Source organism: Psychrobacter aquaticus CMS 56 (assembly GCF_000471625.1).
In the GTDB taxonomy this organism is placed as follows: Bacteria; Pseudomonadota; Gammaproteobacteria; order Pseudomonadales; family Moraxellaceae; genus Psychrobacter; species Psychrobacter aquaticus.
In genome coordinates, this window is the sequence record NZ_AUSW01000006.1 from 13400 (window position 1) to 38809 (window position 25410).

17 protein-coding genes are annotated in these 25410 nt (G+C 44.3%); 8 read left to right on the forward strand and 9 right to left on the reverse strand.

Annotation, left to right across the window (positions count from 1 at the left end):
* Positions 1-243: 243 nt before the first annotated feature.
* The 4 genes from M917_RS00355 to M917_RS00375 all read right to left on the reverse strand — a co-directional run bounded on the left by M917_RS00355 (position 244) and on the right by M917_RS00375 (position 5834).
* The gene (locus M917_RS00355) at positions 244-1806 is read right to left on the reverse strand and encodes a peptide MFS transporter (protein ID WP_021812753.1); all 1563 of its coding nucleotides are present in this window, start codon (positions 1804-1806) and stop codon (positions 244-246) included.
* Positions 1807-2121: 315 nt separating this feature from the next.
* The gene (locus tag M917_RS00360) at positions 2122-2583 is read right to left on the reverse strand and encodes a hypothetical protein (protein ID WP_021812754.1); all 462 of its coding nucleotides are present in this window, start codon (positions 2581-2583) and stop codon (positions 2122-2124) included.
* A gap of 390 nt (positions 2584-2973) precedes the next feature.
* Positions 2974-4557, reverse strand: a complete 1584-nt coding sequence (lnt, locus tag M917_RS00365) for an apolipoprotein N-acyltransferase (protein ID WP_021812755.1) — start codon at positions 4555-4557, stop codon at positions 2974-2976.
* A 377-nt stretch (positions 4558-4934) separates the two neighbouring features.
* Positions 4935-5834 (reverse strand): CBS domain-containing protein, encoded by a 900-nt coding sequence (locus M917_RS00375; protein WP_021812757.1) that lies wholly within the window; start codon positions 5832-5834, stop codon positions 4935-4937.
* Between the two features lie 266 nt (positions 5835-6100).
* Here M917_RS00375 and M917_RS00380 point away from each other — a divergent pair, with 266 nt between their 5' ends.
* Entirely contained in the window at positions 6101-7441 is a 1341-nt protein-coding gene (locus M917_RS00380) for an Lnb N-terminal periplasmic domain-containing protein (RefSeq protein ID WP_040641486.1), read from the forward strand.
* A 31-nt stretch (positions 7442-7472) separates the two neighbouring features.
* Here M917_RS00380 and M917_RS00385 read toward each other — a convergent pair whose 3' ends face one another.
* Positions 7473-8075, reverse strand: coding sequence for a YcgN family cysteine cluster protein (locus M917_RS00385; protein WP_021812760.1), 603 nt, complete (start codon positions 8073-8075; stop codon positions 7473-7475).
* Positions 8076-8220: 145 nt separating this feature from the next.
* Between M917_RS00385 and M917_RS00390 the strand changes: the two genes are divergently transcribed.
* From M917_RS00390 to mutY, 5 genes are all read left to right on the forward strand, one after another.
* The gene (locus M917_RS00390; RefSeq protein ID WP_021812762.1) at positions 8221-8958 is read left to right on the forward strand and encodes a dienelactone hydrolase family protein; all 738 of its coding nucleotides are present in this window, start codon (positions 8221-8223) and stop codon (positions 8956-8958) included.
* A 191-nt stretch (positions 8959-9149) separates the two neighbouring features.
* Positions 9150-12212: a DUF2339 domain-containing protein gene (locus tag M917_RS00395; protein ID WP_227500796.1), complete on the forward strand. Its 3063-nt coding sequence runs from the start codon at positions 9150-9152 to the stop codon at positions 12210-12212.
* 143 nt (positions 12213-12355) lie between these two features.
* Positions 12356-13312: a ribosome biogenesis GTPase YlqF gene (gene ylqF, locus M917_RS00400; RefSeq protein ID WP_040641488.1), complete on the forward strand. Its 957-nt coding sequence runs from the start codon at positions 12356-12358 to the stop codon at positions 13310-13312.
* 129 nt (positions 13313-13441) lie between these two features.
* Positions 13442-14845 carry a KAP family P-loop NTPase fold protein gene (locus tag M917_RS00405; RefSeq protein ID WP_021812765.1) on the forward strand — a complete coding sequence of 468 codons (1404 nt, stop codon included), beginning with the start codon at positions 13442-13444 and terminating at the stop codon, positions 14843-14845.
* A gap of 105 nt (positions 14846-14950) precedes the next feature.
* Positions 14951-16222 (forward strand): A/G-specific adenine glycosylase, encoded by a 1272-nt coding sequence (gene mutY / locus M917_RS00410; protein WP_021812766.1) that lies wholly within the window; start codon positions 14951-14953, stop codon positions 16220-16222.
* Positions 16223-16381: 159 nt separating this feature from the next.
* Here mutY and M917_RS00415 read toward each other — a convergent pair whose 3' ends face one another.
* Complete coding sequence (locus M917_RS00415) at positions 16382-17284, reverse strand: acyl-CoA thioesterase (RefSeq protein WP_021812767.1); 903 nt, start codon at positions 17282-17284, stop codon at positions 16382-16384.
* Positions 17285-17668: 384 nt separating this feature from the next.
* Positions 17669-20557, reverse strand: a complete 2889-nt coding sequence (gene rapA / locus M917_RS00420; RefSeq protein WP_021812768.1) for an RNA polymerase-associated protein RapA — start codon at positions 20555-20557, stop codon at positions 17669-17671.
* 358 nt (positions 20558-20915) lie between these two features.
* Between rapA and M917_RS00425 the strand changes: the two genes are divergently transcribed.
* Positions 20916-21860 (forward strand): D-2-hydroxyacid dehydrogenase, encoded by a 945-nt coding sequence (locus M917_RS00425; RefSeq protein ID WP_021812770.1) that lies wholly within the window; start codon positions 20916-20918, stop codon positions 21858-21860.
* Positions 21861-21873: 13 nt separating this feature from the next.
* On the opposite strand, the gene M917_RS00430 is transcribed toward M917_RS00425, so the two are convergent.
* Together M917_RS00430 and M917_RS00435 are read right to left on the reverse strand one after the other, a co-directional pair.
* Entirely contained in the window at positions 21874-23439 is a 1566-nt protein-coding gene (locus M917_RS00430; RefSeq protein WP_040641529.1) for a flavin-containing monooxygenase, read from the reverse strand.
* A gap of 312 nt (positions 23440-23751) precedes the next feature.
* Positions 23752-24465, reverse strand: a complete 714-nt coding sequence (locus M917_RS00435) for an RluA family pseudouridine synthase (RefSeq protein ID WP_021812772.1) — start codon at positions 24463-24465, stop codon at positions 23752-23754.
* A gap of 514 nt (positions 24466-24979) precedes the next feature.
* Here M917_RS00435 and trxA point away from each other — a divergent pair.
* On the forward strand, positions 24980-25306 hold the full coding sequence (trxA, locus tag M917_RS00440; protein WP_021812773.1) for a thioredoxin: 327 nt from the start codon (positions 24980-24982) through the stop codon (positions 25304-25306).
* Positions 25307-25410: the final 104 nt, after the last annotated feature.

Sequence of the window (25410 nt, forward strand, 5' to 3'; positions counted from 1 at the left end):
CGATTGGGACAAATTGCTTTATTAACAAATAGCCGATAAAAGCAGCCAGATGAATGAGGCTCGATATTATTGCAACGGAACATCACTAGATGTTCGGGCAGAAATTAGGCTTTCAATGATCTCAAAGAAAACTCTCACCAAGTAAAACAATAAAACGTGCTACCAGTCATGGTAACACGTCTTATCATTGGTCAGTGTCTTATGCCGTACGCATACCTAACGACTGACCAAAAGCACTATTAATCAACTAACTTGATCCGCCTGTTCGCTTTTTTTCAACATATTGTTAATAGGTTTTGCTAATACCAATAGGATAACGGCGGTAACCACCAAAAATATCGTCATGGTAGTAAACAGTGTCGGTAGTCCTTCGATTTTATCGGCTGAGACGTGACCACCAAAGAAAGCCGCAACCAAGTTACCCATAGCGATAGAAGCAAAGAAAAGCCCCATCATCTGACCTTGCATGCCTCTTGGCGCAAGTTTCGTCATAGAAGACAGACCAACCGGACTGAGCGCTAATTCACCCAGCGTCAGCAATAATAAACTGCCTACCAACCATAAAGGTGAAGCCAAACCACCATCGCTGCCCAAAATGCTTTTTGACGCAAAGATCATCAGCGTAAAGCCCGCGGCGGCGAGTAGCATACCAAGCGCAAACTTCGCCATACTGCTTGGCTCAAGTCCTCGGTTAGCAAGCTTGACCCAAATGATACTCACGATAGGCGCTAATATTAGAATGAATAAAGGGTTCAACGACTGGAACCAAATACTTGGTATCTCAAAACCTAAGACATTTAGATCAGTATAACGATCGGCAAATAAGTTGAATGACGTTGGCTGCTGCTCAAAACTTGACCAAAATAGCGTCGAGCCAATGATAAGAATAAAGCAAATCAGCAAGCGCAATTTATCTGTCTTATCTAGTCGCGGTGAGATAAACATAATAGCAAAGTACAGAATAACCACGGCGGCGATGATATAGGTCATATACTCTGCAACCAACTGCGGATTAAACGAGACCATACCGCTTGATACCAAAAGCACGAGTGCTACCAGTAATGCCACAAACCCTGCGACCCAACGACCCACGTTTTTATAACGGTCATTGGCGTGCTCCCATTCAGCAGTAATACCTTTGGCTTGTGCATAACGCGTTAAATTCTTTTGTGCTGCAAAACGGTAGACCAATAAGGATACCAGCATACCCAAACCACCGACACCAAAGCCTGCATGCCACATGCCTTTTTCTTTAAATATACCAACGATAAGTGCGGCCAATAATGCACCAATATTGATACCCATATAAAACAAAGTAAAACCACCATCACGGCGCACATCACCTCTAGGATACAAGGCACCGACCATGACGGAAATACAGGTTTTAAATAACCCTGAACCCAGTACAATACATATCAAACCAACAAAAAACAGCGTCATGCCAAACATCGCAGATAACGCAATACACAAGTGACCAAGAGCGATGATGATACTACCCCACCACAAGGCACGTTCTTGACCGAGCCAGTTATCTGCCAACCACCCACCCGGTACAGCGGCTAAATACAATGAACCCGCAAAAATACCGTAGATAGCCGAAGCGGTTACTTCGTCAAAACCAAAACCGCCGCTACCAACTGTCGCAACCATAAAGAGTACTAATAGCGGACGAATACTATAATAAGAGAACCGTTCCCACATTTCAGTAAAAAATAGCGAACGTAATGGCTTGGGATGTCCCATAAAGCCATTGTCTAGTGCTTCCAGCTCAGCCGCACTAGCCTCTGATTTTGCTTCTGTATTCATAACTTTATTCCTTTAAAGACCACCGTATTAATGACCAAAACCCTACTTATGCCGATAAGCGGTCACATAAGCGCATTATTGTTTCACTTGGTTATAAGCAAGTAAAGAAAAAGTTTGCTAACGATTACACAAATACCCACAAAAAAACTCGCTCCCATGACTGGGAGCGAGTTTTTCTTTTTGGCATTAATAACAACACTATCTCACTCGGTCTTTAAACAAAGCGGATGTTTGTGCCCCTATTTAAGATTTGAGTCTTTAAATGCGACTCTTTAAATGCTAGTCATCATGTCATGAAACCGTTGCCTTGCAAATTTACTGGGCAGTTGCTGTATCATCAGCGGCATCACCAGCATCTAAGTCTGCATCAGCTTGTTCAGCGGTTAAATCCGCATCAGCAACCGCGGCTTGGCTGACAGTACCAGAGGCCGTTGCTGTACCCGCTTCGGCGGCAACCACGGCACTATCACCATCGGTCGCTGGGGTCACGGTCGCATCTGCTGCAGTATCTGTCGCCGCCGCGTCAGTCGTCTCAGTATCTGCTTCTACTTCTGCGGGTGCTGCTGGATCGGCTGGTGCCGTATCTTCGGCGGCAATGACTTCTGCTTCATCAGCGGCAGCCGATGCTTCGGTGGTCTCAGCAGTGATATGTTCGCCTGCTGGACGCAAAAATGCAGAAACACCAATAAGTAAGACAATACCTAAAAACAAGGCAATGCCGCCTAGAGTAAACAATAGCTCTTTCTTTGGATTGTTATTGACGATACCTTCTGACATACCTGATCCACCTTGCACAAAATATTTGAAATATTGGCCTATTATATCGCAATTTATACCGATTTGTTAAAACCCTTAAGTATTTAAAGGATTTATTATCGACAATTTTTACTAGGGCGTGTCCTCATTTTAAAAATGGTGATAAAAATGAGATAAATTGCCGTCAAACGAGGAAAATAGCGCCGCTAATGTCGAGATATTAACCAGCTATTTGACGATGTTTGGCAAAATTTAGCCATTTTTAGCCCATTTAGATGATATCGATTGAATTGAGGACACGCCCTAGAGTCGATAATAAATAAAACAGATACATTATATTCCGGCGCTGAACTGGTATATCGTTTTTATATTGAACGCACTATATCGGCCTTTATGATAGATAATCACGAATTATTTTGCCTGTTTATTCAAACGGACTGACGTTACCGTACGTTTGCCAAAATAGCTCAAAATGAGCAACAGCGCCATGACAAACAAAATAGGATAATTACCAAAACGCATAAAGGGGGTATTACCAACCCTTGCCTGAATATCACCGCGTAATACCGTACGCTCAAACTGCGGTGCACGCTCAACGATGCGGCCTTTATGGTCAATGATAGCCGTTACACCCGTATTGGTGGCTCGCATGAACCAGCGGCCATTTTCGAGCGCGCGCATCTGCACCATTTGTAGATGTTGCAACGGACCTGCGGATGTGCCAAACCAAGCATCGTTAGAAATAGTCAGTAAAAAGTCAGTACCAATCGCATTCTTTCGAGTGGTATCTGGATACGCCACTTCATAACAAATGGCGGCACCTAAATTGTGTCCTCGTACACGCAACGGTGACTGCTCATCACTACCACGGCTATAGCTCATGATGTCTTGGCTACCCGCTAAGTTTGGTAGAATATCTAGCACTCCTTCAAAAGGAATATACTCACCAAACGGCACCAGACGTTGTTTTTTATACAGCCCTTCTGCTTGGGCGCCCAAGGCAATCACACTGTTGTAAAACGGTGGATATTTATCCGTACTGGCATTAAACGCTGCCTCATCCTTATAAGGAATACCCGTCACCCAAGTGGTGTCAGTTTCTCTGGCCATTTTGACCATTTCATTGATAAAACCAACCGCTTCCGTCTGAAACATCGGAATCGATGACTCAGGCCACAGGATGATATCCCGTCCCCACTCTGTACTGGTTAAGGTTGCATAGATTTTTAGCGTTTCTATTTGATATTCAGTGAGCCACTTTAAATCTTGAGGAATATTACCTTGGATCAACGACACGGACAAATCAGGCGTGCCTTTGGGCTTCGTCCATTGCGGATTGATCAGCCATAACGCAGAGCTAATGACCAACAAAGCCAGCGCAGGAATCATATAACCGCCGCGGCGGCGTAACAGCTCAACCACACTGGCAGCCAATAATATGGCAACAAAGGAGACGGCAAAGACGCCAGCGACAGGTGCTAGCGAAGATAACCAATACTGCTCAGTGAAAGCGTAACCCACGAACAACCACGGAAAACCGGTAAATAGCCACGTTTTCATCCACTCTTGCAAAATCCAGAGAGCCGCAAACGATAATGGCTGCTTGCCGACCACTCGATTAAAGAGTAATGCCAAAAAGCCGTGGAACAACCCCATACCCAGACCCATCAATGCAATCATAATCAGTGCAAGCCATGCGGGCGTACTACCATAGACGTGGATAGAGGTGTATAGCCAAAATGCGCCCACACACCATAGCCCTGTACCGTACGACTGACCGATAAAAAAGGCGCGCTTGCCACTCATCTCAGGCATCAGTAACGCATATAAAATAGCCGGTGATACTAGTGCGATTGGCCAAAAACCATAAGGCGCAAGTGCAAATATAAAGACAGCGCCAGCCAGCAAAGCAATGAGTAAAGTCAGCGCCATAGGCAAGCCTTTTGGCTTAGCGGGGTTTAGACGTTTTTGTAAATCAACAGTAGACAGACGCATAGCAGGTATCCAAGACTATATTTCCCAAAATGTTAAAGCTTCAGTATTCAGGCAAAAGCCAAGCCAAAGCGAACCGTATCATGTTTTATATCGTATTCAATCCCAATCCCAAAAACCAGAGTAGCAAAGAAAACAAGTGCAAATACTACGCATGGTGGGCTAAACAAGTTTAACGCGGCTAAGCGTATTTTTTGGGTTTGGTATAAAAATAAAATTCGCCCATGATACCAGCCTAATCTTATCAATGGGTAAAATTGCGTAGCAAAAGCCAATGGCCAAAATAAAAAAAACACGACCGCAATCGTGTTTTTTTATTTAGAATCCACTATGTTCATCAGTTATAAAGATTCATCAGTTATAAAGATAGTACCAACGAATCAATGACTGCCTATCAATATTTTTTGATCCACGTTCATTTTGGTAAGTTCTAAGTTTTGGATAAAGCGACCTTCAACATCAGTGATAGTAATTTTCCAATCATCTATCACCACGCTTTCGCCTTCTAAGTCACCTACATAGCCAAGCGACTGCATAACCAAACCGCCCATGGTATCGACATCGGTATCATCAAAATTGCTACCAAGCTCATCATTACAGTCTTCGATCACTGTAGAGGCTTGGACGCGCCATGTGTTTGGTTTTTCGGGATCAGCAATGATATTATTGATATCGCTGTCTTCATCAAAATCATCATGCTCATCGACGATGTCACCGACGATTTCTTCGAGCAGGTCCTCCATCGTGACCACACCGCCAAAGTTACCAAATTCGTCGACGACAATCGCCATGTGTACTTGCGTCCGCTGTAATGAGCGTAACAACGTGTCAGAGCGTGCCGTCTCGCTAATGTACAGCGGCTGACGCACCAAGTCTCTAAGACGTTTGCTATCAATTTTGTCCTCTTGGTTACGCACCATATGGACAAGGATAGGAATCAAATCTTTTGCCAGTAAGATGCCGATGACGGCATCATCATCTTGACTGTCAAACACAGGATAGCGCGAGTGGGTGGTCTCAAGAATGATATCCATCACTTCAGCAAGGCTGGTACTTTCGTGCAAGCCAATCACTTGCGGACGCGGCGTCATGATTTCACGCACTTGAGTCGCTGGTAGATCGAGCACGCCTTCTAACATATCAACGGTATCAGGCTCTAAGAATTGGCGCGAGTCTTGTACCAAACGAATCAGTTCATCACGGGTTTCGGGAGCGGTCGATAGCCAGCGTTTTAAGCCGCGCATCGACCAACTACTCGGGCTAGGAGCGTCGTCAGACATGGTGGTATGATTTAACCTCTTTAGTTAATAACAACTTAGTTAATGACAATGAAAATAATAAGCAAACAACACAGAAAACCTAGATGGGGACAAAAGCAGAAAATAAAACAGGGCGTTTATGATTAAGTCATAAATAAACCCATATAAATCAGCTTCACTTTATCGCATGGGTCACCGACATTCAACGACAAATTCACTCAAATTGTACTGTCAGTGTGTTATAAATTTTGCTATGGTCAAAGCCTTTATTTATCAAAACGATTCTTATGTCGCTACGTTCTTTGTTTTCTCGCCTATTTTCTTCTCATTCAAGCCATCATTCAGATGAAGGCTTGAACCGTCACGGCATAAAAAATAAAACACCTGCTGCAAACCGCCCACCGCCCAAATGGCGACGCTGTATTATCCAAGCCTTTATTGCAAAGGTGCTGATACTGTCTGCTGTTTGGTTACTGATGGCCATTTTCTATCACTTTGGGGTATTTAGCCCCATCACTTGGCTGACAACAATAGTGGTTGTAGGATTATTGTCTGCGCTGTTTGCGGTTCACTATTTGCCTGAGTTTTTTGTTAAATTGCACAATAAAGCGACTGAAAATACAATCTCTCATGGTGGCTCTAACAGTACTGCTGACAACCACTTTTCCACCAGAAGACTCACCCATGTTAAATGGCTGACCGGTTTATATGCGGCTGTTTGGCTCGCTGGACTTGGTTGGTTTTTTGCTATTGAGCCAAAACAAGAGCGTAATTGGATGGCTGAGGTGAGTCAGCAGGTTGCTTATGAGCGCGATGCGACCAACCCTGATTTGATTACACTGACCCATGTCCGTAATTTTGATTGGCACATAGACAAGGACGCGACCGAACGCTGGGAAACGCGTACTGTCGATTTGTCCAAATTATCTGGGGTCGATGTTACCAATTCTTATTGGATGGGGCCCTTAATTGCTCATACTTTGGTCAGTTTTCGCTTTGAAGACGATAGACCACTTGCCTTTTCATTTGAAATCCGTAAAGAAGAGAACGAGTCGTTTTCTGCACTTGCTGGGTTCTTTAGACGTTATGAGCTGAGCCTGATTGCCGCAGAAGAGCGCGATATTATCTATACCCGCAGTAACGCACGCGGCGAGCAGGTTTATCTGTTTCCCGTCAGCAACCTACAACAGCATGAGGTGAGATCACTGTTTGAGTCGTACTTGACCGCTGCCGATGACTTGAATGCAGCGCCTGCATGGTACAACACACTGCTCAGTAACTGTACCAATATCATTTTTTATATGGCGCGTATCGTCAGTGGTGACCGTTTGCCATGGGATTATCGGATTTGGGTATCTGGCTGGCTACCAAACTATCTATATGATGTCGGTATGCTCGATGCCAATCCAGAGCAGGACGGTCAGCAATGGTCAATGGACACGTGGTATGAGCGCACGCACATTAACCCAAAAGTAAGAGGGTTTAACAATCAAATCGACGTAACGTCTGGTATGAACGGTCGTGCGTTTTCTCAGCAAATTCGTCAAGATATTCCTATGCCACCATTGGCTCACTCAAAAGCAGGTGCCGAAGCACAGGCCAGATCTGCCTCTCAGATATCTGAATAATATTGTGTAAAAGAGTAAAAATTGAAACCATTTAAGGCTTCACCCAATTGACCACACGTGTCTCCATCTCTTCATCAGACATGCTAGTCTCACTCACGCAGCGACCGGCCACGCCGACATTGGCAGCGCGCATTTGCTGCTGAGTCTTTACCGCATCCCCAGTCAATAACAGATGCCAACTTGGTAAATTCTGTCCTTTATACAACCGCTTATAAGCACAATGCGCAGGCAGCCACATCATGTTTGGCAAATTGTTAATAGTCAGCTGAATACAATCTGGTACGTGCTCTTGGCGCGTCGCGTAATGCTGGCAGTATCCCGTCGCACAATCCATCAGCTGGCAAGTCACATCGGTATATTCGACCAGTTCTTCATCCACATCGCCATTCTCATCTTCGTCGATGTACTTAATTAAACAACAACTGCCGCAGCCATCGCACAACGCCTCCCACTCACTATGATTTAATTCTGTTAATGCAAAGCGTGACCAAAACTGGGGGCGCAGTGCATTGGTTGCAGAAGTTGCAGAGATTTCAGGGAACAACGTCACAGATTGCTCAGGCGTAACAGATGTATCATGGTCTGAGTACAAGTCTGAGTTGTCATCATGTTTGTTTAACAAATTTATAGTCATAAAGTGGCAGTAGCATTTTGATAAAGAGCGTTACAGTATTATAGCTGTTTTTGCTGGGCATGGGCGTTAAGGTAGTAAAAGTCAGAAACACGACCCATCACAATGACCAATAAATAAAACTCATTACATAAAAAAGGATAATACTATGTCAATTAAGACTTTTGAATTAATCAGTACCACCGAGAACAATGTTGAGCTTATCAGCTATGTGGCACTGCCAGAAAACGCTTCAGACGATCATCCCGTTGCTGGTATTTTGGTCGCACCAGAATGGTGGGGTGTGGTTGACCATCCCAAATCAGTCGTTGAGCGTTTGGCAGAAGCTGGCTACGCTGCCGTCGCCATGGATGTCTATGGTGAAGGCAAACTGACCACCGATGCGGCGATGGCAAACATGTGGATGGAGCAAGTACTTGCTGATCAAGATATGCTGATGGCGCGCTGCCGTTTGATTCTCAATGATTTTAGCGACCAATTGGCCGTCAATGGTGACAATCTAGCGGCCATCGGTTACTGCTTCGGCGGTAAAATCGTCCTCGATATGGCGCGCGAGGGCATGCCACTGAAAGCGGTTGCTACCTTCCATGGTAACCCAACACCAAAACAGCCCGCTGACAAAAACTTCAAGGCCAAAGTGTTGGTCGCTCATGGTCGTGATGACTCAATGGTATCAATGGACGCGATTGAAGGCCTCAAAAAAGAGCTAGACGCAGCAGACGTCGACTATACGATTGATGTGTATGACAATGCCAAACACGGTTTCACCAATCCACATGCAGACGAGCGCGCCGCTGAAAATAATGCCGACCTTGGCTACAACGAAGCCGCCGCCAAACAGAGCTGGGAAAATATGCTAGAGTTTATGAAAGCCAACTTGTCATAAGCTGTAACCAAGCATGTGAAAAGACTGCTTTATAAAATTGAAGCAAACAAGAAGTCAATGAGAGGTCAGCTAAACATTTGAGCTGACCTCTTTTTTATTGCTGCCAGTCATTCGCTGAATCCGTGAGAGTGACATAGCCTGTCTTGTACTTCTGATTAAATCACGTCATTATCACTTTATTATGAGACAGATTGAGTGCGAAGATGTTATATCTATTGATAACCCAATTGGGTTGGCTGGCTTTTACGGCTTTATTAATCGCGGTTGTCGCACTATATGCCAAGATAAATCGGCAGATCGGGCAATTGCGGCGTGATATAACCAAACTACAGATCGAGCTTGAGCAACAACAAAACAATGGCCTATCTTCAGATGAAACGTCACCTCCGTGGCCACCATCACTGCCATCTACGCCTCTAACAAATCTGCCGTCAAACCTCTCTGATACGGCATCAGTGGATGACCGCTCTTTAATTATTACGAAAACCACTACAAAAACTACTGCCACAACCAAAAACCTAGACGCGCCCATAGAGCCTGATGAGCGCTCTTTGCCTATCGTCACGTCACTGATTCATTCCATCAAAAATTGGTTTTTCGGTGGCAATCTGGTGGTACGTGTTGGCGTCTTGGTATTGCTGGTCGGTGTGGTGCTATTGCTACGTTTATTAAGCGAATATATTGAGATTTCGATTACTGCAAAGCTTATGGCGATTGGCATTGTAGGGTTGGGATTGGCAGGACTTGGCTTTAAGTTGACGGCAAAACGGTTTTCTTATGGGATTACCTTGCAAGGCACAGGTTTAGCGATTGCTTACTTGAGCGCCTTTTTTGCTTATAGCGTCTATCAAATCATTCCGAGTATACCGAGCTTTATTAGTCTTGGCTTATTGTCTGCGATTACCATTGCGCTTGCTGTGCGTCAAAATGCGTTTCCTTTAGCACTATTGGCGTTGTCGGGTGGTTTTTTTGCGCCAATTTTGACCAGTGAGGATACGGGCAGTTTGGCGGTCTTGTTCAGTTATTATCTGCTGTTAAATGTTACGATTGCCATTATTGCTCATTATCGTCCTTGGAAAATATTAAATCTGTTTGGCGTGATGGTGACATTTGGACTCGCTTACTATTGGGGTGTGAGCGAGAACATGAGCGCTGTCATTGAGTCGCAGCGCTGGTTATTAGTAACTTTGGTTGCCTTACATTGGCTACTCTACTTGTTCGTCGTCATCCGCTACGCACAGCAAATCATTCGCTACAACACACTAAATGAATCTGCATTTAATACAAATCATCCCACCAATGAAAAAACAGACCCCGTAAAAACTTTGGGCAATGAACAGACGACTTATCTGTTTCCCATTGATACGGGTTTATTATTCTCAGTGCCACTGCTGGCCTTTGGTTTACTTGCCGCCTTACTCGATGATGTTCCTAATGCTTTGACCATTACCAGTGCGATTTTAGCCACTGTTTATCTTGGGTTGGGCTGGGTATTTATTAAGCAAAACCAACGTTATGCCTTAATTACCGAAGGTATGCTGGCGCTTGGTTTTGGATTTTTGGCGTTGGTAATTCCATTGGCGCTAAATGCTGAATGGATTGCTTTTGGCTGGTCGGTGCAAGGACTGGCGTTGGTCTGGTTTGGTAGGCGCTCACTGCGCGCTTGGTCAGTGTTGTTTGGACTACTTTTACAGCTCATCAGTATCGGTATGCTAGTGACGAACGCGGTATTTGATAACGAAAACTATCCCCTGTTGGCCTTTAGTATTTCAGCGATCAGCTATCTAACAACTGTCTTTATCCTACGAGCCAGCAACGCCCCTACTATATTAACGAATAAGTTAAATGGCGACGTAGTACCCTCTGTCATATACGCCTCAGAATTACGCAGTAGCTCAGATACGCTGGACACTTATGCCCATGCACTGGGTATCAGCACCCAAGCAGCGCGACAATGGCTGACCTCAATCGATAGTCAAAGTCTCGTATTCAAAATCGTTTGGCACAGTCCTAGAGTGATAAAATTTTTAACATTGACCGCAGTGGCTTGGATGCTGCACGTGCTGGTGCTTGATTTGCGTCATTGGTTTGACATCTGGCAGTCAAGAACGGCACTGGTTGCACTAGCGGCACTTAGTAGCTTAAGCGCTTATTGGGTTATCAATCATTACCGCCCGTGGCTGGAGATCAGACAGCTCAGTCAGGGATTGTTATGGCTATTTTGTCTGATGCTAGTACTACAATTACCACAAAAATTTGAGCTAAATTTAACATGGTCAACAGCGGAATGGTTTGTTTTCATAGGTTTGATAATCGGCTGGTTGATTGTCGGTCAGCTCTGGTTAAAGACACAGTCAGATAATAAGGATAATAAAAATACGTCACGCTATGCTGGGGCAAGTTGGCTCGGTACGGGTATCTTGCTTATCGCTGCCGCTGCTCATTATGGACTTCCAGACTCTGATGGTGTCATGGCCATCTTGATTCCAGCATGCTTGATATTGATAGGATTATGGCTCAGCAATCGCGATGCCAAACATCGCAAGCAAAATCCGCAAGTGCGTGACGAGCTAAATCAAGGCTGGCTATACTGGTTTGATTGGCAGCGTGCACTATTAAACTGCGTTATTGTCTTCACCCCGATGGCTTTATGCTGGGTCATCATTACCAACTGGTCTTATGACGGCGTGATTTGGGATATGCCCTATTTTCCTCTACTAAATTTATATGATGTCACATCGTGGCTAACGCTATTGGTTGGTTTTGGCTTGTATTACATGAGCCAAAATCCCCATGATGATAAACTAAGCCCATCAAATACTGACCTCAAATTCAAACGAATATTTACCACAGACAATTTACTGATTGTTTTGGGACTGATTAGCTTTTGGCTGATCTCCAGCATGCTCATCAGAACGCTACACGCCTTTATCGGCACACCGCTTTGGGACAGCTCTCAAGGTGGCGCATGGAACAGCGAGCAAGTGCAGACAGGTCTGACGATTTTATGGACGCTCCTCGCACTAGTTGCCACCATCATGGCGAGTCGCTATTGGCAGCGCGCGCTTTGGTTTATGGGCATTGGTCTATTAGGCATCGTCGTCCTTAAACTGGTCTTGGTTGATTTGTCCCAGACCGAGGCGATTTGGCGCGTTATTTCCTTCCTTGGTGCAGGCAGTTTAATTCTATTAATTGGCTACCTCGCCCCACTACCACCTGCACGCGAGGAAGTATCGGATCAGTATCAAGAGTAGTCGCACATCTGGTTAGATGAAATTGTGCCGTGAGCACGCAGGTTCTGTAGTAAACTGGCACTATTGACTAAAGATATGTTTAAAATCAAAGCATGATCTATCTTTAGCACTAAATTTTATGAATAAAAAGGTTACGAAAGCAGATGGATAAGAGAGTAAGTATTCAATGGTTCCCCGGGCACATGAACAAAGCCCGCAATGAAATCAAAGAAATCATGCCACAAATGGATGTAGTCATCGAAGTGATCGATGCGCGCATTCCTCATAGTAGTGAGAATCCGATGGTCGCGGCTTTACGCGGCGAAAAACCCGTTATCAAAATCTTAAATAAAGCCGATCTTGCCGACCCTGAATTGACCCAAGCATGGATGGATCATCTCGAGCAGCAAAATGGTGTCAAAGCGATTGCTTGCGATACCGATAAGGCCAATGATGTAAAGCGCATCATCGCAATCTGTAAACAACTCGTCCCCAATAAAGTCGGGACAGGTCGCCAAATCAAAGCCATGATTATGGGTATTCCAAACGTTGGTAAATCAACGTTGATTAATACGTTAGCTGGACGCGCTGTGGCAAAAACGGGCGATGAGCCAGCTGTGACCAAATCGCAGCAGCTTATTAAGCTCGACGATGACATCATGCTTTATGACACGCCCGGTATGCTGTGGCCAAAGGTCGAAAACGAAAACTCTGGCTATCGCTTAGCTGCAACGGGCGGTATTCGAGATACGGCTTTTGACTTTGCGGATGTTGCCAGTTATACCGCTGAGTACCTGATGCACGCCTATCCTGAGCTGCTAAAAACTCGCTATAAAATTGACGAATTGCCCAAGACTGATTGGGAATTTTTTGAAGTGGCTGGTCGCAATCGTGGCTGTGTGCGTTCGGGCAACCAAGTCGATACTTACCGGATGTCTGAGATACTCGTGAATGAGCTGCGTAGCGCTAAGATTGGTCGTATTACGCTTGAGACCCCAGCCATGATCGAGGTGGAAGAAATCGTCGTCGCTGAACAGCGCCTTGCTGCTGAAGAGAAGCGTAAAGCTAAAGAAGAAGAAAAACGTCTACGTAAAAAGCGTACACGTCAGAATCGGAAGTAACTTTAGCTCAAGGCTCATTACTCAAAAAATAATTGTCTATATAAAAGCCCTGATGGGCTTTTTTTATGTCTGTATTATCTGTATAACATAAGTATCGTATATCAAAATTATAAATATAGAGAGTGCTTAATGACAGATTACAGCGTAATGAAAGACTTAACTTTTGGTAGCAGAGATGAGTTCACGCGTAAACCCATTGCTGAGAAAATTATTAGGTTGTTAGATTCAGATATTGATGTGTCACCACTTATCATTGATGGTAAATGGGGTACAGGTAAAACGGAGTTTTGCTTCAAACTTAAAAATCTGATTGAAGCGGACGATACGAATGATTATAAAGTTGGCTATGTTAATGCCTTTCAAGCTGACCACGCTAACGAGCCGTTATTGACTTTAATTTCAGAAATTGTAAGTTTCTATCCTAAAAAAAGTTATCAGCGAAAAAGATTGATAAAAAATGCTGTTCCTTATTTACGCTTGGTTGGTGGTATTGGTTTGAAGGCAGGATTAGGCTTTGCTTTTGGGCGCTATGCTGCGGATATACCTGAAGCGTTTTCTAAGGGTATGGAAACCATAGAAGAGGGTTCAAAGGAGTTAATAGACCTTTCATTAGAATCTCTCATCGAAGACCAAGCTGAGGCTGAAAAGAACTTATCAACACTTAAAGATGCCTTAAAAGATATAGCAGCTACCAATCCCGTTATACTCCTGATTGATGAACTTGATCGGTGTCGTCCAGATTTTGCAGTAATGATGTTAGAAACTATCAAGCATGTCTTCGATGTTGAGAACGTACAAATCATCTTAATAACTAATGCGGAACAGTTAAAAGCTACTATCAAACACAGCTATGGTAGCGAAACCGATTCACACAGCTATTTATATAAATTTTTTAAATATCAAATTAATCTACCTACGACTAGTAAAGATATTGAAGGAATATCTATTGAGAACAATGTCACTTTTTTTAAAACCACGGTACAAGCTAGCAAAGTTATTCCACAAGAATTCAAAGACAATAATTATATTTACGAAACTTCAAGATTTTTGGATATTAGCAAATTATCTCTGAGAAATGTTGAACAGATTGTGCGTTGTATTGAAACACTATTTGTTTTTGAAGAGAAAGAAAAAAGCAAATTGTTAGTGCTTGAGCAAATAATTATGGCATTTTTATCATTTATTTATATTACTGATAAAGGTTTGCTTATGAGTTTAGCAAATAGAGACATCTTAGCTTCAGAATTTCTTGGTTTCATGAATTCTGATATTCTATCTATACCGAGTAGTAATATCTTAGATAATCCTGTAAAAAGCTTTATATTGATCCTCTTTAACAAAATCGTCAGAAATCAAGTTGTTAGTATTCAAAGTGGTAGTGGAGTAGCAATACAGAAGTTAGCGCAAAAAATCTTAGATGGGCCACACTATAATCTTTTGATAGAAAATAATGGTATAAGTAACGACTCTTATCTTTACAATTACATCGACCATACCATTAATAACCTTCTACTTTTCGATATCGTTAAGTAGTTATTTTTATTATGTTATTTAATATCACTACTTTAAAGTTGGGTCGTAGCAAATACGCATATCAGGTATAATTGTTTACCTTCAAAAAACTAAATAATAAAGCCTATGACCCAGCCAACTGCTAATTCAAACGCTACCTCATTAGAAACAATTTTTAATCAATCCACCTCTTCTCTAAACTCCTTCGCCCCGCGCCTTCTTGATTGGTTTGCCGAAAATGGCCGCCATGATTTGCCGTGGCAACAACATCAGACCGACAAGCCAAATCCTTATATTGTTTGGCTATCAGAAGTCATGCTACAGCAAACGCAAGTCACCACCGTTCTACCCTACTTTGCACGGTTTATGACATCATTTCCAACGGTACAAGATTTGGCCGCAGCAGAATGGGATACTGTCGCTGAGCATTGGGCAGGGCTTGGCTACTATGCACGTGCGCGTAATCTGCATAAAGGCGCTAAGCAACTGGTCGCAGTGATTGATGAGACAGGAGATTTCCCGCAGACGCTTGCAGGCTGGGAGACGGTTTCTGGCGTTGGGCCATCAACTGCTGGAGCCATTATGGCCATGGGCTTACATCGTTATGGCGTTATCTGCGATGGCAATGTTAAACGTGTACTGACGCGCTGGGCGGCCATCGACGGCGATATTACCAAGTCTGCCACGACCAAAGATCTATGGGCATTAGCGGAGCGTTTAACCCCAATAGAGAACTCAGGATTGTTTGCGCAAGCCATGATGGATATGGGCGCGACGTTATGTACGCGTAGCAAGCCTGCTTGTCTATTATGTCCATTAAAAGACGATTGCTTGGCACATGCTGAAGGGCGCGAGACCGATTATCCCGTTAAAGCAAAAAAGCAGCCCAAACCCAGTAAGTTTAGCAATGCGCTATTGATGGAAGATATTGATGGCAACATACTGTGGCTACAACGTCCTGATAACGGTATCTGGGGCGGGTTATGGAGTCTGCCTTTGCAGTTTGTGGAGAAAATTGACGGTAAGGCAAGTGGTCAGACTACCGCTAAAAAACCAGACGCTAGCGATAATAAAAAATTGGAAGTACGTAGCAGTGAAAAAGTATATGAAGCAGAATTCACCACCGCTGAGCAGATTATCCATGAATGGCTAACAGAAAATCAATTAGTCGCAGCATCAACCAGTAGCACATTGCTGGATGACGATCCTATTAAGCATTCACTGACGCATTTTCATTGGTATTTAACACCGCAAAAACTGACCATCAACGCGAAACAAATGACTAAACTGAATGAGAAATTGGCGGCAGCTGAAATAGCCTTTAAATGGTTATCAGAACAAAAAGCGCAAGACAGTTTAGGACTGCCTCGCGCTATGATAAAAATTATTGAGCGTTAAATTCAGAATCGATAATAAAACTTTAACTGTAAACTCTAAGCGCTATTTTTAAAATTATTTTTAAAGGTAGGGCTTAGAACTTTTTTATCATTGAACGTTCTGAATTTTAAGTCTAAATTTTGGAACAGCTTTTAAGAATTAAACTTTTAAGGCTGGATTCTAGGACTTGGGCACACGCAGACGCATCAAACCTTCTTGTTGTACCGTGGCGACCAGCTTGCCATCCTGCCAAAACTGTCCGTGATTTAGACCTTTGGCGTTAGATGTGGTATCACTCCACATGTCATATAGCATCCATTTATTTAGATCAAAATCACGGTGAAAATGCATCGAATGGTCGATACTGGCAGCTTGCAAACCGCTGGTCATAAAGCTGACACCGTGAGACATTAGCCCTGTGCCTACCAAATAGAAGTCCGACGAAAATGCCAATAAAGCTTGCTGAATAGCCACTGGCTGATTGCCCAGCTCGCGGATACGTAACCAGTTAGCCTGTTTGGGTTTCATTGGCTCTGGATGAATAGGGTCACGCGGTTTGACAGGTTTAATCTCCACATGACGACGACGCATAAAGCGTGCTTTGAGCGCATCTGGCACTTTGCCCACATACTCTTCTTTTAAATCCTGCTCGGCCAGCAAATCTTCAGGCGGCGGATAAACGGGCATATCTTCTTGGTACTCCAAACCCTCTTCCATCGGTGAGAACGACGCAATCATCGAAAATATGACTTGCTCGATGGGCGGCTTACCGCGCATCTCTTTGTATTGAATGGCGGTCACTTCACGCGCAGACAGGCTGCGGCCGTCACGCAAGCGGCGCACTTGATAAATAACCGGCTGATTGATATCGCCACCGCGCAAAAAATATCCATGCAATGAGTGACAAGGCTTGTCTTTATCCAGTGTATGCGCCGCCGCCATAATCGCTTGCGCCAGCACTTGCCCGCCAAAAATACGACTGCCAACATAGTCATGGCTCTTCCCTTCAAAGACATCAGGGGTCACTTCGATAAGCGCTACGGTAGTAAGCAGCTCATCAATCAGTTGCGAATAATCGGACATGACGATATGTTTCCTTATTTTTACAAAAAACGCCCAGCACCCAGCGATATCAATATAATTATGATATTGCGACAGCTCCTTTGCGTTTGAATTTAAAATAATATGAAATCACTTGCTAACCATACACAAGCGAGATTTTAGAACAGGAAATACAGTCATAGCAGTGCTATCACTCAGTATTTGTTACCTAGGCATTTGTTACAAATTAGCAAGGTAAACATCTTACCCAATATTGATGGCTTTGACTAGAGACTAACCGCTTACTTGTAAGTATCGCTCGGCTTATTTAACCGAAGCAATACAGAATAAAAAATCGATAAAAAAAGTATTCACCATAAAAAACGAGATGTCTGATACACCTCGTTTTTTAATATTCTCACAAACCTATGGCTTCACTGCCACCAGCACACGAATAGAATCTGGTACTAAAGATAAATTGCCTAGCGCTTGCTCGCCTTGAGCTTTTAGCTGCTCTAAGCGTTCGATTTCTGCAGGGCGGACGTTGGGGTTGATGGTCTGTAGATGCTTTAGGCGTTTGATTTCACGTGACCACTGTTGGCTAAAGCGCTCACTCGCTTGTTCACCAATCTCCACCAACTGCTGGCGAGCGATGTCTTCTGCTTCATAATAACGCTGCTCAATCACGTCGCCACGTGCTTTAATGACTTGGCGTGCACGGTTTTTATCTAAGCGATCGATATGCGGCATAATCATGTCGGCACTGATACGTGCGGATAAATCACTGCCTTGCTCACTGATAAAAACACGGATATTTTGCGTGGTTAAGGTCGCGGGCAAATTGAGTAATCTTGGCGCAATCGCTTCAACGCGGAAGTTCACTTCGAGTAGCACCATGCCTTGTGGCACAGCAGCGCTTTTTAGCATCGCAACCGTGGTATTACCAAAGGTGCTGGTACTTGCCAGCTCATAGATGGCGCGCATCAGAGGATGTTCATGCGTGATAAATTCGATATCTTCACGCTGCAACGCTTGCTCACGCTCAAATGTCAAGGTCATACCATCTTCATCACCAAGCGGTAAGCCATCGATATAATCACTAATCTCGGTGCTATCAATCGGGGCAATAACCCACGAGCCATCACGTTGGATATTGTGATCGATATTGGCTGAGGCAAAAAAGCGCTCAATAAACTGTGGTAATAGATTGTGTCCATCAAAATCACGCATGGCATCGGCAATACGACCAGCGACACGCGGGCGGCACGAGTTATACTCTAACAAGCGATCACGACCTGCTTGTAGCTGTGCTTCCAGCCCCAATCGCGTTTGTAGCGCTGCTGCGATGACGTCTTGTAACGTCGTACGATTATCGGCGGTATCAGCACCTTCAAGCATCGGTTTTAGTTCTTGAATAAACTGCTCTTGTACGCTTTGTGCCGTTGGTGAAATCTGATTGAACATATTCAAGGCATTGTTATACCATTGATAAAGACGCTCTTGCGCCGTGCCTTGGACATATGGCACATGCAACATAATTTGCTGCGTTTGTCCGATACGATCTAGGCGACCGATGCGCTGCTCTAGCGTATCTGGATTGGCGGGCAAATCCCATAGTATCAACTGGCTGGCAAATTGGAAGTTACGACCTTCTGAGCCAATCTCTGAACACAATAATATCTGTGCGCCTTCGCTATCCGCAAAGAACGCCGCCGCTTGGTCACGCTCGAGCAAGGTCATCTGCTCAGTAAAGATAGCGGTCTTAATACCTGCATGCAGACGCAATACCGCCTCTAAACTCTCAACGGTCGCGCCACTACGAGCAATCAATAAGACCTTTTTGTGCTTAAGCTCGCCTCGCAAGATATCAATCAACCAAGACACGCGTGGGTCGTCTTCTAGCCAGCCACCATCAGGCTGATTCTCTTCACCCCATAATTGCTCACGTAATTTGCCGTTGGTTTGATAGCTGTCTTTCCATGCATCAGGCAATGGCAGTGGATAAGGCTGACTACTACGACCATAAAACCCTTTGACGCTTTCACGCGTATTACGGAAGAGGATACGCCCAGTACCATGACGATCAAGCAACTCATTGAGCGCATACGTTCGCAATTTTTCATCGTCATTGATTGCCGCGAGCTCGTCAGTACTAATATCCAGTAAGCTGCTTAACGCGGCAATTTGCCCATCGCTTACGGGCTTATCTTCTATTAACACGCCAGCGACGGCTGCTGTCTCAGCAAAGGCCTGTTGACCATCGATAAATTCATCTAAATCATCAAAGCGATCTGGATCTAACAGGCGCAAACGCGCAAAATGGCTTTGGGCACCCAGTTGCTCAGGGGTCGCTGTCAATAGCATGACGCCTGGTGTTTCTTCGGCAAAATCTGCAATCAAGTCGTACTTATCATTGCCGCCTTGCGCCTCATCCCAATGCAGGTGATGCGCCTCATCAACGACCAACAAATCAAACCCTACCTCCATCGCTTGGTCATATAAGTCAGGATGGTCAAGCAACAGATCCATACCAGCGATGATACATTGCTCAGTAGCAAAGACGTTTTGCTCAGGATCGTGCTCTTTAATCGCAGCAGTACGTACCAAATCAAACAATGCAAAGTTTAGATTAAAACGACGGCGCAGCTCAATCATCCACTGATATTGCAGACTGTCTGGCACAAGGATGAGCACACGCTCAGCCTTACCAGTGAGTAGCTGCTGATGAATAATCAAACCTGCTTCAATGGTTTTGCCCAAGCCCACTTCATCCGCCAGTAAGACACGCGGCGCGATGCGTTTGCCGACTTCATGCGCGATATAGAGCTGATGCTCAATGATATCAACGCGTGCGCCCATCAACCCTTTGAGCGGATGACCTGCCAGCGCCGACTGCATACGCAAGATATCTTGACGCAGCTCATACCAATCACCGCGTTCAATACGCCCTGCCAGCAGACGCTCAAGCGGTTTTGCGAGCGTAATATTGGCCGCCAGACGCGTCTCCATGATGCCTCTTTCGTGCTCATCGACCCCGTACTTGAGTACGCCCATGACTTCATCGACAGCATTGACCGTATAGCACTTGCCATCTTGGTCGTAGATGCTATCGCCTACTTTGAACACTACGCGTGATAGTGGCGCAGAGTTTTTGGCATAGACGCGTGTTTCTTCGCTTTGAGGAAATAAAATATGGACACATCGGTCATCGACATCGATGACCACACCTAAGCCCAGCTCGGACTCCGTATCAGATAAATAACGTTGACCAACGGCAAATTCGGTGCTGTGCAATGAAGCGATAGAGATAGTCATAGGGCGATGTCTTTTTGTACTCAGATGATAAGAAAATAGATAGCTATGATGGCTATAATACGGCTAAAGTGACTCACGCAGCATTACATCAAAAAACGTGCGCGCGATGCTGTAATATAAAACAAGCCAACCGTTAAACCGAACCATTATATAACGTTAGCGGCTAGATGAGTGCGTTAAGTTGAATTTTCAAGAGAGGGCTTACGATAGCCATTGATATTATAAGATATTTGGCAAATTCGTTTTTGAATAAAACAGATTCGTTTTTGACTAAGATTCGTTTTCGACTAAGAACTATCACGTGCTACATTAAGACGCTCATCACTCTCGACATCAAAACAATAACTAAGGATGACTCATGCAAGCGGTTTTTTTAGACAAAGGCACTTTTTCTGATGGCATTGACTTACCAGCACCAGCAGGTGTGAGCGATTACGTCACTTATAATGACACGCCAAAAGACATTGATCTTATCATTGAACGCTGTAAGGACGCAGACATTATCATTACCAATAAAGTGCAGATTGGCGCTGATGTGATTGCAAGCTTGCCCAAACTAAAGCTGATCCAATTAACTGCCACAGGAATGAATAACGTCGATCAAGACGCTTGCAATAAGCATGATGTCGCGCTTTACAATGTCGCTGGTTATGCGGTCAAAAGCGTCCCTGAGCACACATTTATGCTGATGCTGACGGCTATGCGCGCAGGTATTTATTATCATCAAAAAGTCGCTGATGGCACGTGGCTAGCAAACGGTAATTTTTGTCTGCTTGATATCCCGCTGATAGATTTAGAAAATAAAACGTTGGGTATTATTGGCGTCGGTACCATTGGTAAACGCGTTACCGAAATCGCCCGCGCCTTTGGTATGACCGTACTTTGGGCAGAGCATCAAGGACAAGCGCCGCGTAATGAGGATTACACAGCGTTTGATGAAGTACTCGCCCGCTCGGATGTTATCACCCTGCATTGCCCATTAAACGAACAAACCCAGCATCTTATTAACCAAGACACCTTGGCAAAAATGACAAAGCAGCCACTTATTGTCAATGTCGCGCGCGGCGGTATTGTCGACAGTCAGGCATTGACTGATGCAATCAATAGTGAGCAAATCATCGGCTATGCCAGCGACGTTTTCGAACAAGAACCGATCACAAGCGATGATCCTCTATTAACCTTTGCCGATCATCCACGGGTGATATTTAGCCCGCACAATGCTTGGGGCAGTGAAAGCGCGCAAGAGACTTTATGGCAAATGCTCAGCAAGCAAGTGGCAGATTTTATTGATAACCGCTCATAGCCATTCATCGTTATTAACGACTGAAGTGTAGCCAGTTGTCCTTTATTTTACGGTACTTAAGCATCACGCGGTCGCTGAGATAATTATTGGTCACGTACCAAGGATAGCGATCGCCTTGCTTTGGCAGCCTGTCTTTCGCCCGCTGCACATATCCTGCCGATAATGCACCCATAACCGTATCTGCTTGAATGTGTGCTTCGGCATGGTCGGTCGTTGCGTGTGGCAATGCCACTTGATAGCGGTGCTTGTGCATGTAACCCAGCAAGCGCATGACATACTGACATGCCAAGTCAATTTTTAGCGTCCATGAGGCATTGGTGTAACCAAACAGTGCCACCATATTTGGCACCCCTTCAATCATGGTGGCCTTGTAGGTCATACGAGTCCCGATATCAACAGCATGACCATCGATATATACGGTAGCACCGCCAAGCATTTGTATCTTTAGCCCAGTCGCAGTGACAATGATATCGGCATCGAGATGCTGACCAGATTCGAGCAGGATGCCTGTTTTAGTAAAGTGGCGAACCTGATCCGTCACTATGTCAGCGCGTTTGCCATGTAAGACTTTGAACAAATCACCGTCTGGCACCGCACAAAGCCTTTCATCCCAAGGATTATAATCGGGTACAAAATGCGCCACGTCCACATCACTACCTTTTAACTCAGTTTTAACGCCGTGTTTTAATAGCGCTTTCATGGCCTTGGGCGCAAAGACAGCCGCTCGGTAGGTACCTTGTTGCACCAACACATTGCGGGCGCGCAGCACCCTGTAAGCTTGCTCTTTTGATAAAGGAGAAAACCTACCAGATAGCCAGTCAAGTGCATAATCATCGCCCGATACACTGGCCACATACGTGGGCGAACGTTGCAATATGGTGACATGGCGCACGCATTGCTCGGCAGTTTCGTCTACTAATGCGGGTAGCAACGTCATCGCGGTAGCACCACTACCGATAATGACGATTTTTTTATCTTGATAATTGAGGTTCTGCCAATGCTGTGGATGGACAATGCGACCTTGGAACGCCTCTTCTTTGTCAAAATAAGGCCGATAGCCTTGCTCATAATCGTAATAGCCAGTCGCACCCACCACGAATTTGGCGGTCAAAGTAAATACGTCACCATTACTATGATTTTTCACCATCGCCGTCCATTGCTGAGTCATACTTGACCAAGACAGCTGCTGCACTTCATGCTGATAGCGAATATGCTCGGTAATACCAAATTCACGGGCTGTATCCGCGATATAACGTTTGATATCACCCCCTTTTGCCAGCATCCTATGGTCTAACCACGGGCGAAAACTATAACCAAAAGTCAATGCATCAGAGTCAGAGCGAATGCCCGGATAAGTAAATAAATCCCATGTTCCGCCCAAATCTGCTCGCTTTTCTAATATCGCAAATCGTTGAGTCGTTTTTTTCTTGTGAGGCTTCGGGTGATTACGCTTTGATTTACTAGGATTTTTATGACCAAATAACCCCTTGTGCTTTTGCTGCTGTAATCGGCAGGCCATTCCTACACCAGCAATTCCTGCACCGATGATAAGGACCTCATAATCCACTGGCGTATCCAAAGAGGATTTTTTTAATTTAAGACGATTTTTAACCGCCTGTTTGAAAGTAATGATATCAAGCATACTTTTCATCCTTGTATTTGCATGCATCCCTGTACTTGCATGATTTTTTACGCAATAACGTTTATATAGCTTATCCATTTAAAAAGAGTACAGTTCTACTGGGATGAATTTTTTGAAACCTCTGTCACGCTTGCGAACAGCCAGCGAGAAAAATTCATACCAGTAGAACATCATAACTGTATGTACCACTTCTATTCTGAATTGCCCGTCCTAAACTAACAATCTAAACCTACCAGTAATCATATTGACTCAAAAAGGGCTAGGACTTTCCCAATCCATCCATGCGCCAAGCGTGGGATGCTTAAGGCGCAGTTGCTGGGCGTGTAAATTGAGCCTTGGGGCGATAGCCAATGCCGCGCCTTCCGCATAAATTGGGTCTCCAATCATCACATGACCGACATGTACCATATGAACGCGCAGCTGATGACTACGACCCGTCACTGGTTTTAACATGACTCGCGTGACTGTCTGACCATTGCATTCTTCATGAGCCAGCACTTCATATAAGGTCAATGCATGTTTTGGCCAGTCATGATCGACGATATGGCGTGGTTTAGTCGTCGGCTCGTAACGTACTGGCACGGATATCTCACCAGTTGCGCCCACGTTCTCCCACTTGCCAAAGACACGTGCTTGGTATCTTTTTTGGGGCAAACGCTCAATAAATTGCTTACTGATATGGGTTTGTGCCGCCGCATTTTTTGCAAAAATCAGCAATCCCGACGTATCCATATCAAGGCGATGAATCAGCTTGACCGCTGGATTGGCGCGCTCAAGTCGCGCCAGCAAACTCACCTTCAACGTTTTACCATCGACGCTTAACAGTCCTGCGGGCTTGTCGACTACCCAAATATCGTCGTCTTGATAGACGGTAATGTCTTGCGCAAATGCTCGAAAAAATTCAAGCGGATAAGCATTTTCTTGGGCGTTTAGAGTAAGGACTTCTTCTTCAGTAAAAGGCATAAAACGGACTACTTATATAGTGGGGTATTTATATGAGTGAACGATCCTATGAACGTCTCACTCAGTTATGAATGACAGTTTGAGCCAATCAAGGATTTGAAGCAACGCTATAGTAATTTCAGTATAAAAATGAGTCAGCAGGACTGGAATGCTTATCTTTAAACGAGAAGGTTCGCAGCATCGAGCTGCGCAGGCACAGCAAGCCAGAAAAATTTATACCAGTTCAGCGTTGGAATATAATATATCTGTTTTATGTAGAATCGACTATAGCCATCAATAAAACAAGTGACAGACAAAACATAACCTGTGTCGTTGTGTTTCGATTTATTGTGCTAATCGTAATTGTTAAACAATTTAACCAGACTGACTCTGCTAAGCGTGAGCAAACATGTTAATATAATGGCACATTTTTACCACTTCTAAACGATTCTTTAACCAGTCACTGGCCTATTATTAAACCAATATGAGTCTTGCTGACTGATCATAGAAATAATAAAACAAGAGAGATAAAACTATGTCAGACCTTATTGTAAACACCACCGATGCAAACTTTGACCAAGACGTATTGCAATCAGACGTGCCTGTATTGGTAGATTTTTGGGCAACTTGGTGCGGTCCTTGTAAAGCAATCGCCCCTATTTTAGAAGATCTAGCGACTGAGTACCAAGGCAAAGTTAAAATCGTCAAAGTCGATGTGGATAATAACCCACAAGCCGCCAGCCGTTTTGGTATTCGTAATATCCCAACGCTATTTGTATTTAAAGATGGCGAAAAAGTTGATTCAGTCATGGGTCTACAGCCAAAAGCTGAATTGGCCAAGGTACTAGACAAGCATTTATAAGTTGCGCTTTGCTTGCCTTCATCAATTTTATGCGAGCATTTTATAAAAGCAACGCGATCATTGAAAAAGTCATTATCTAACGTAGATAGTGGCTTTTTTGCTTA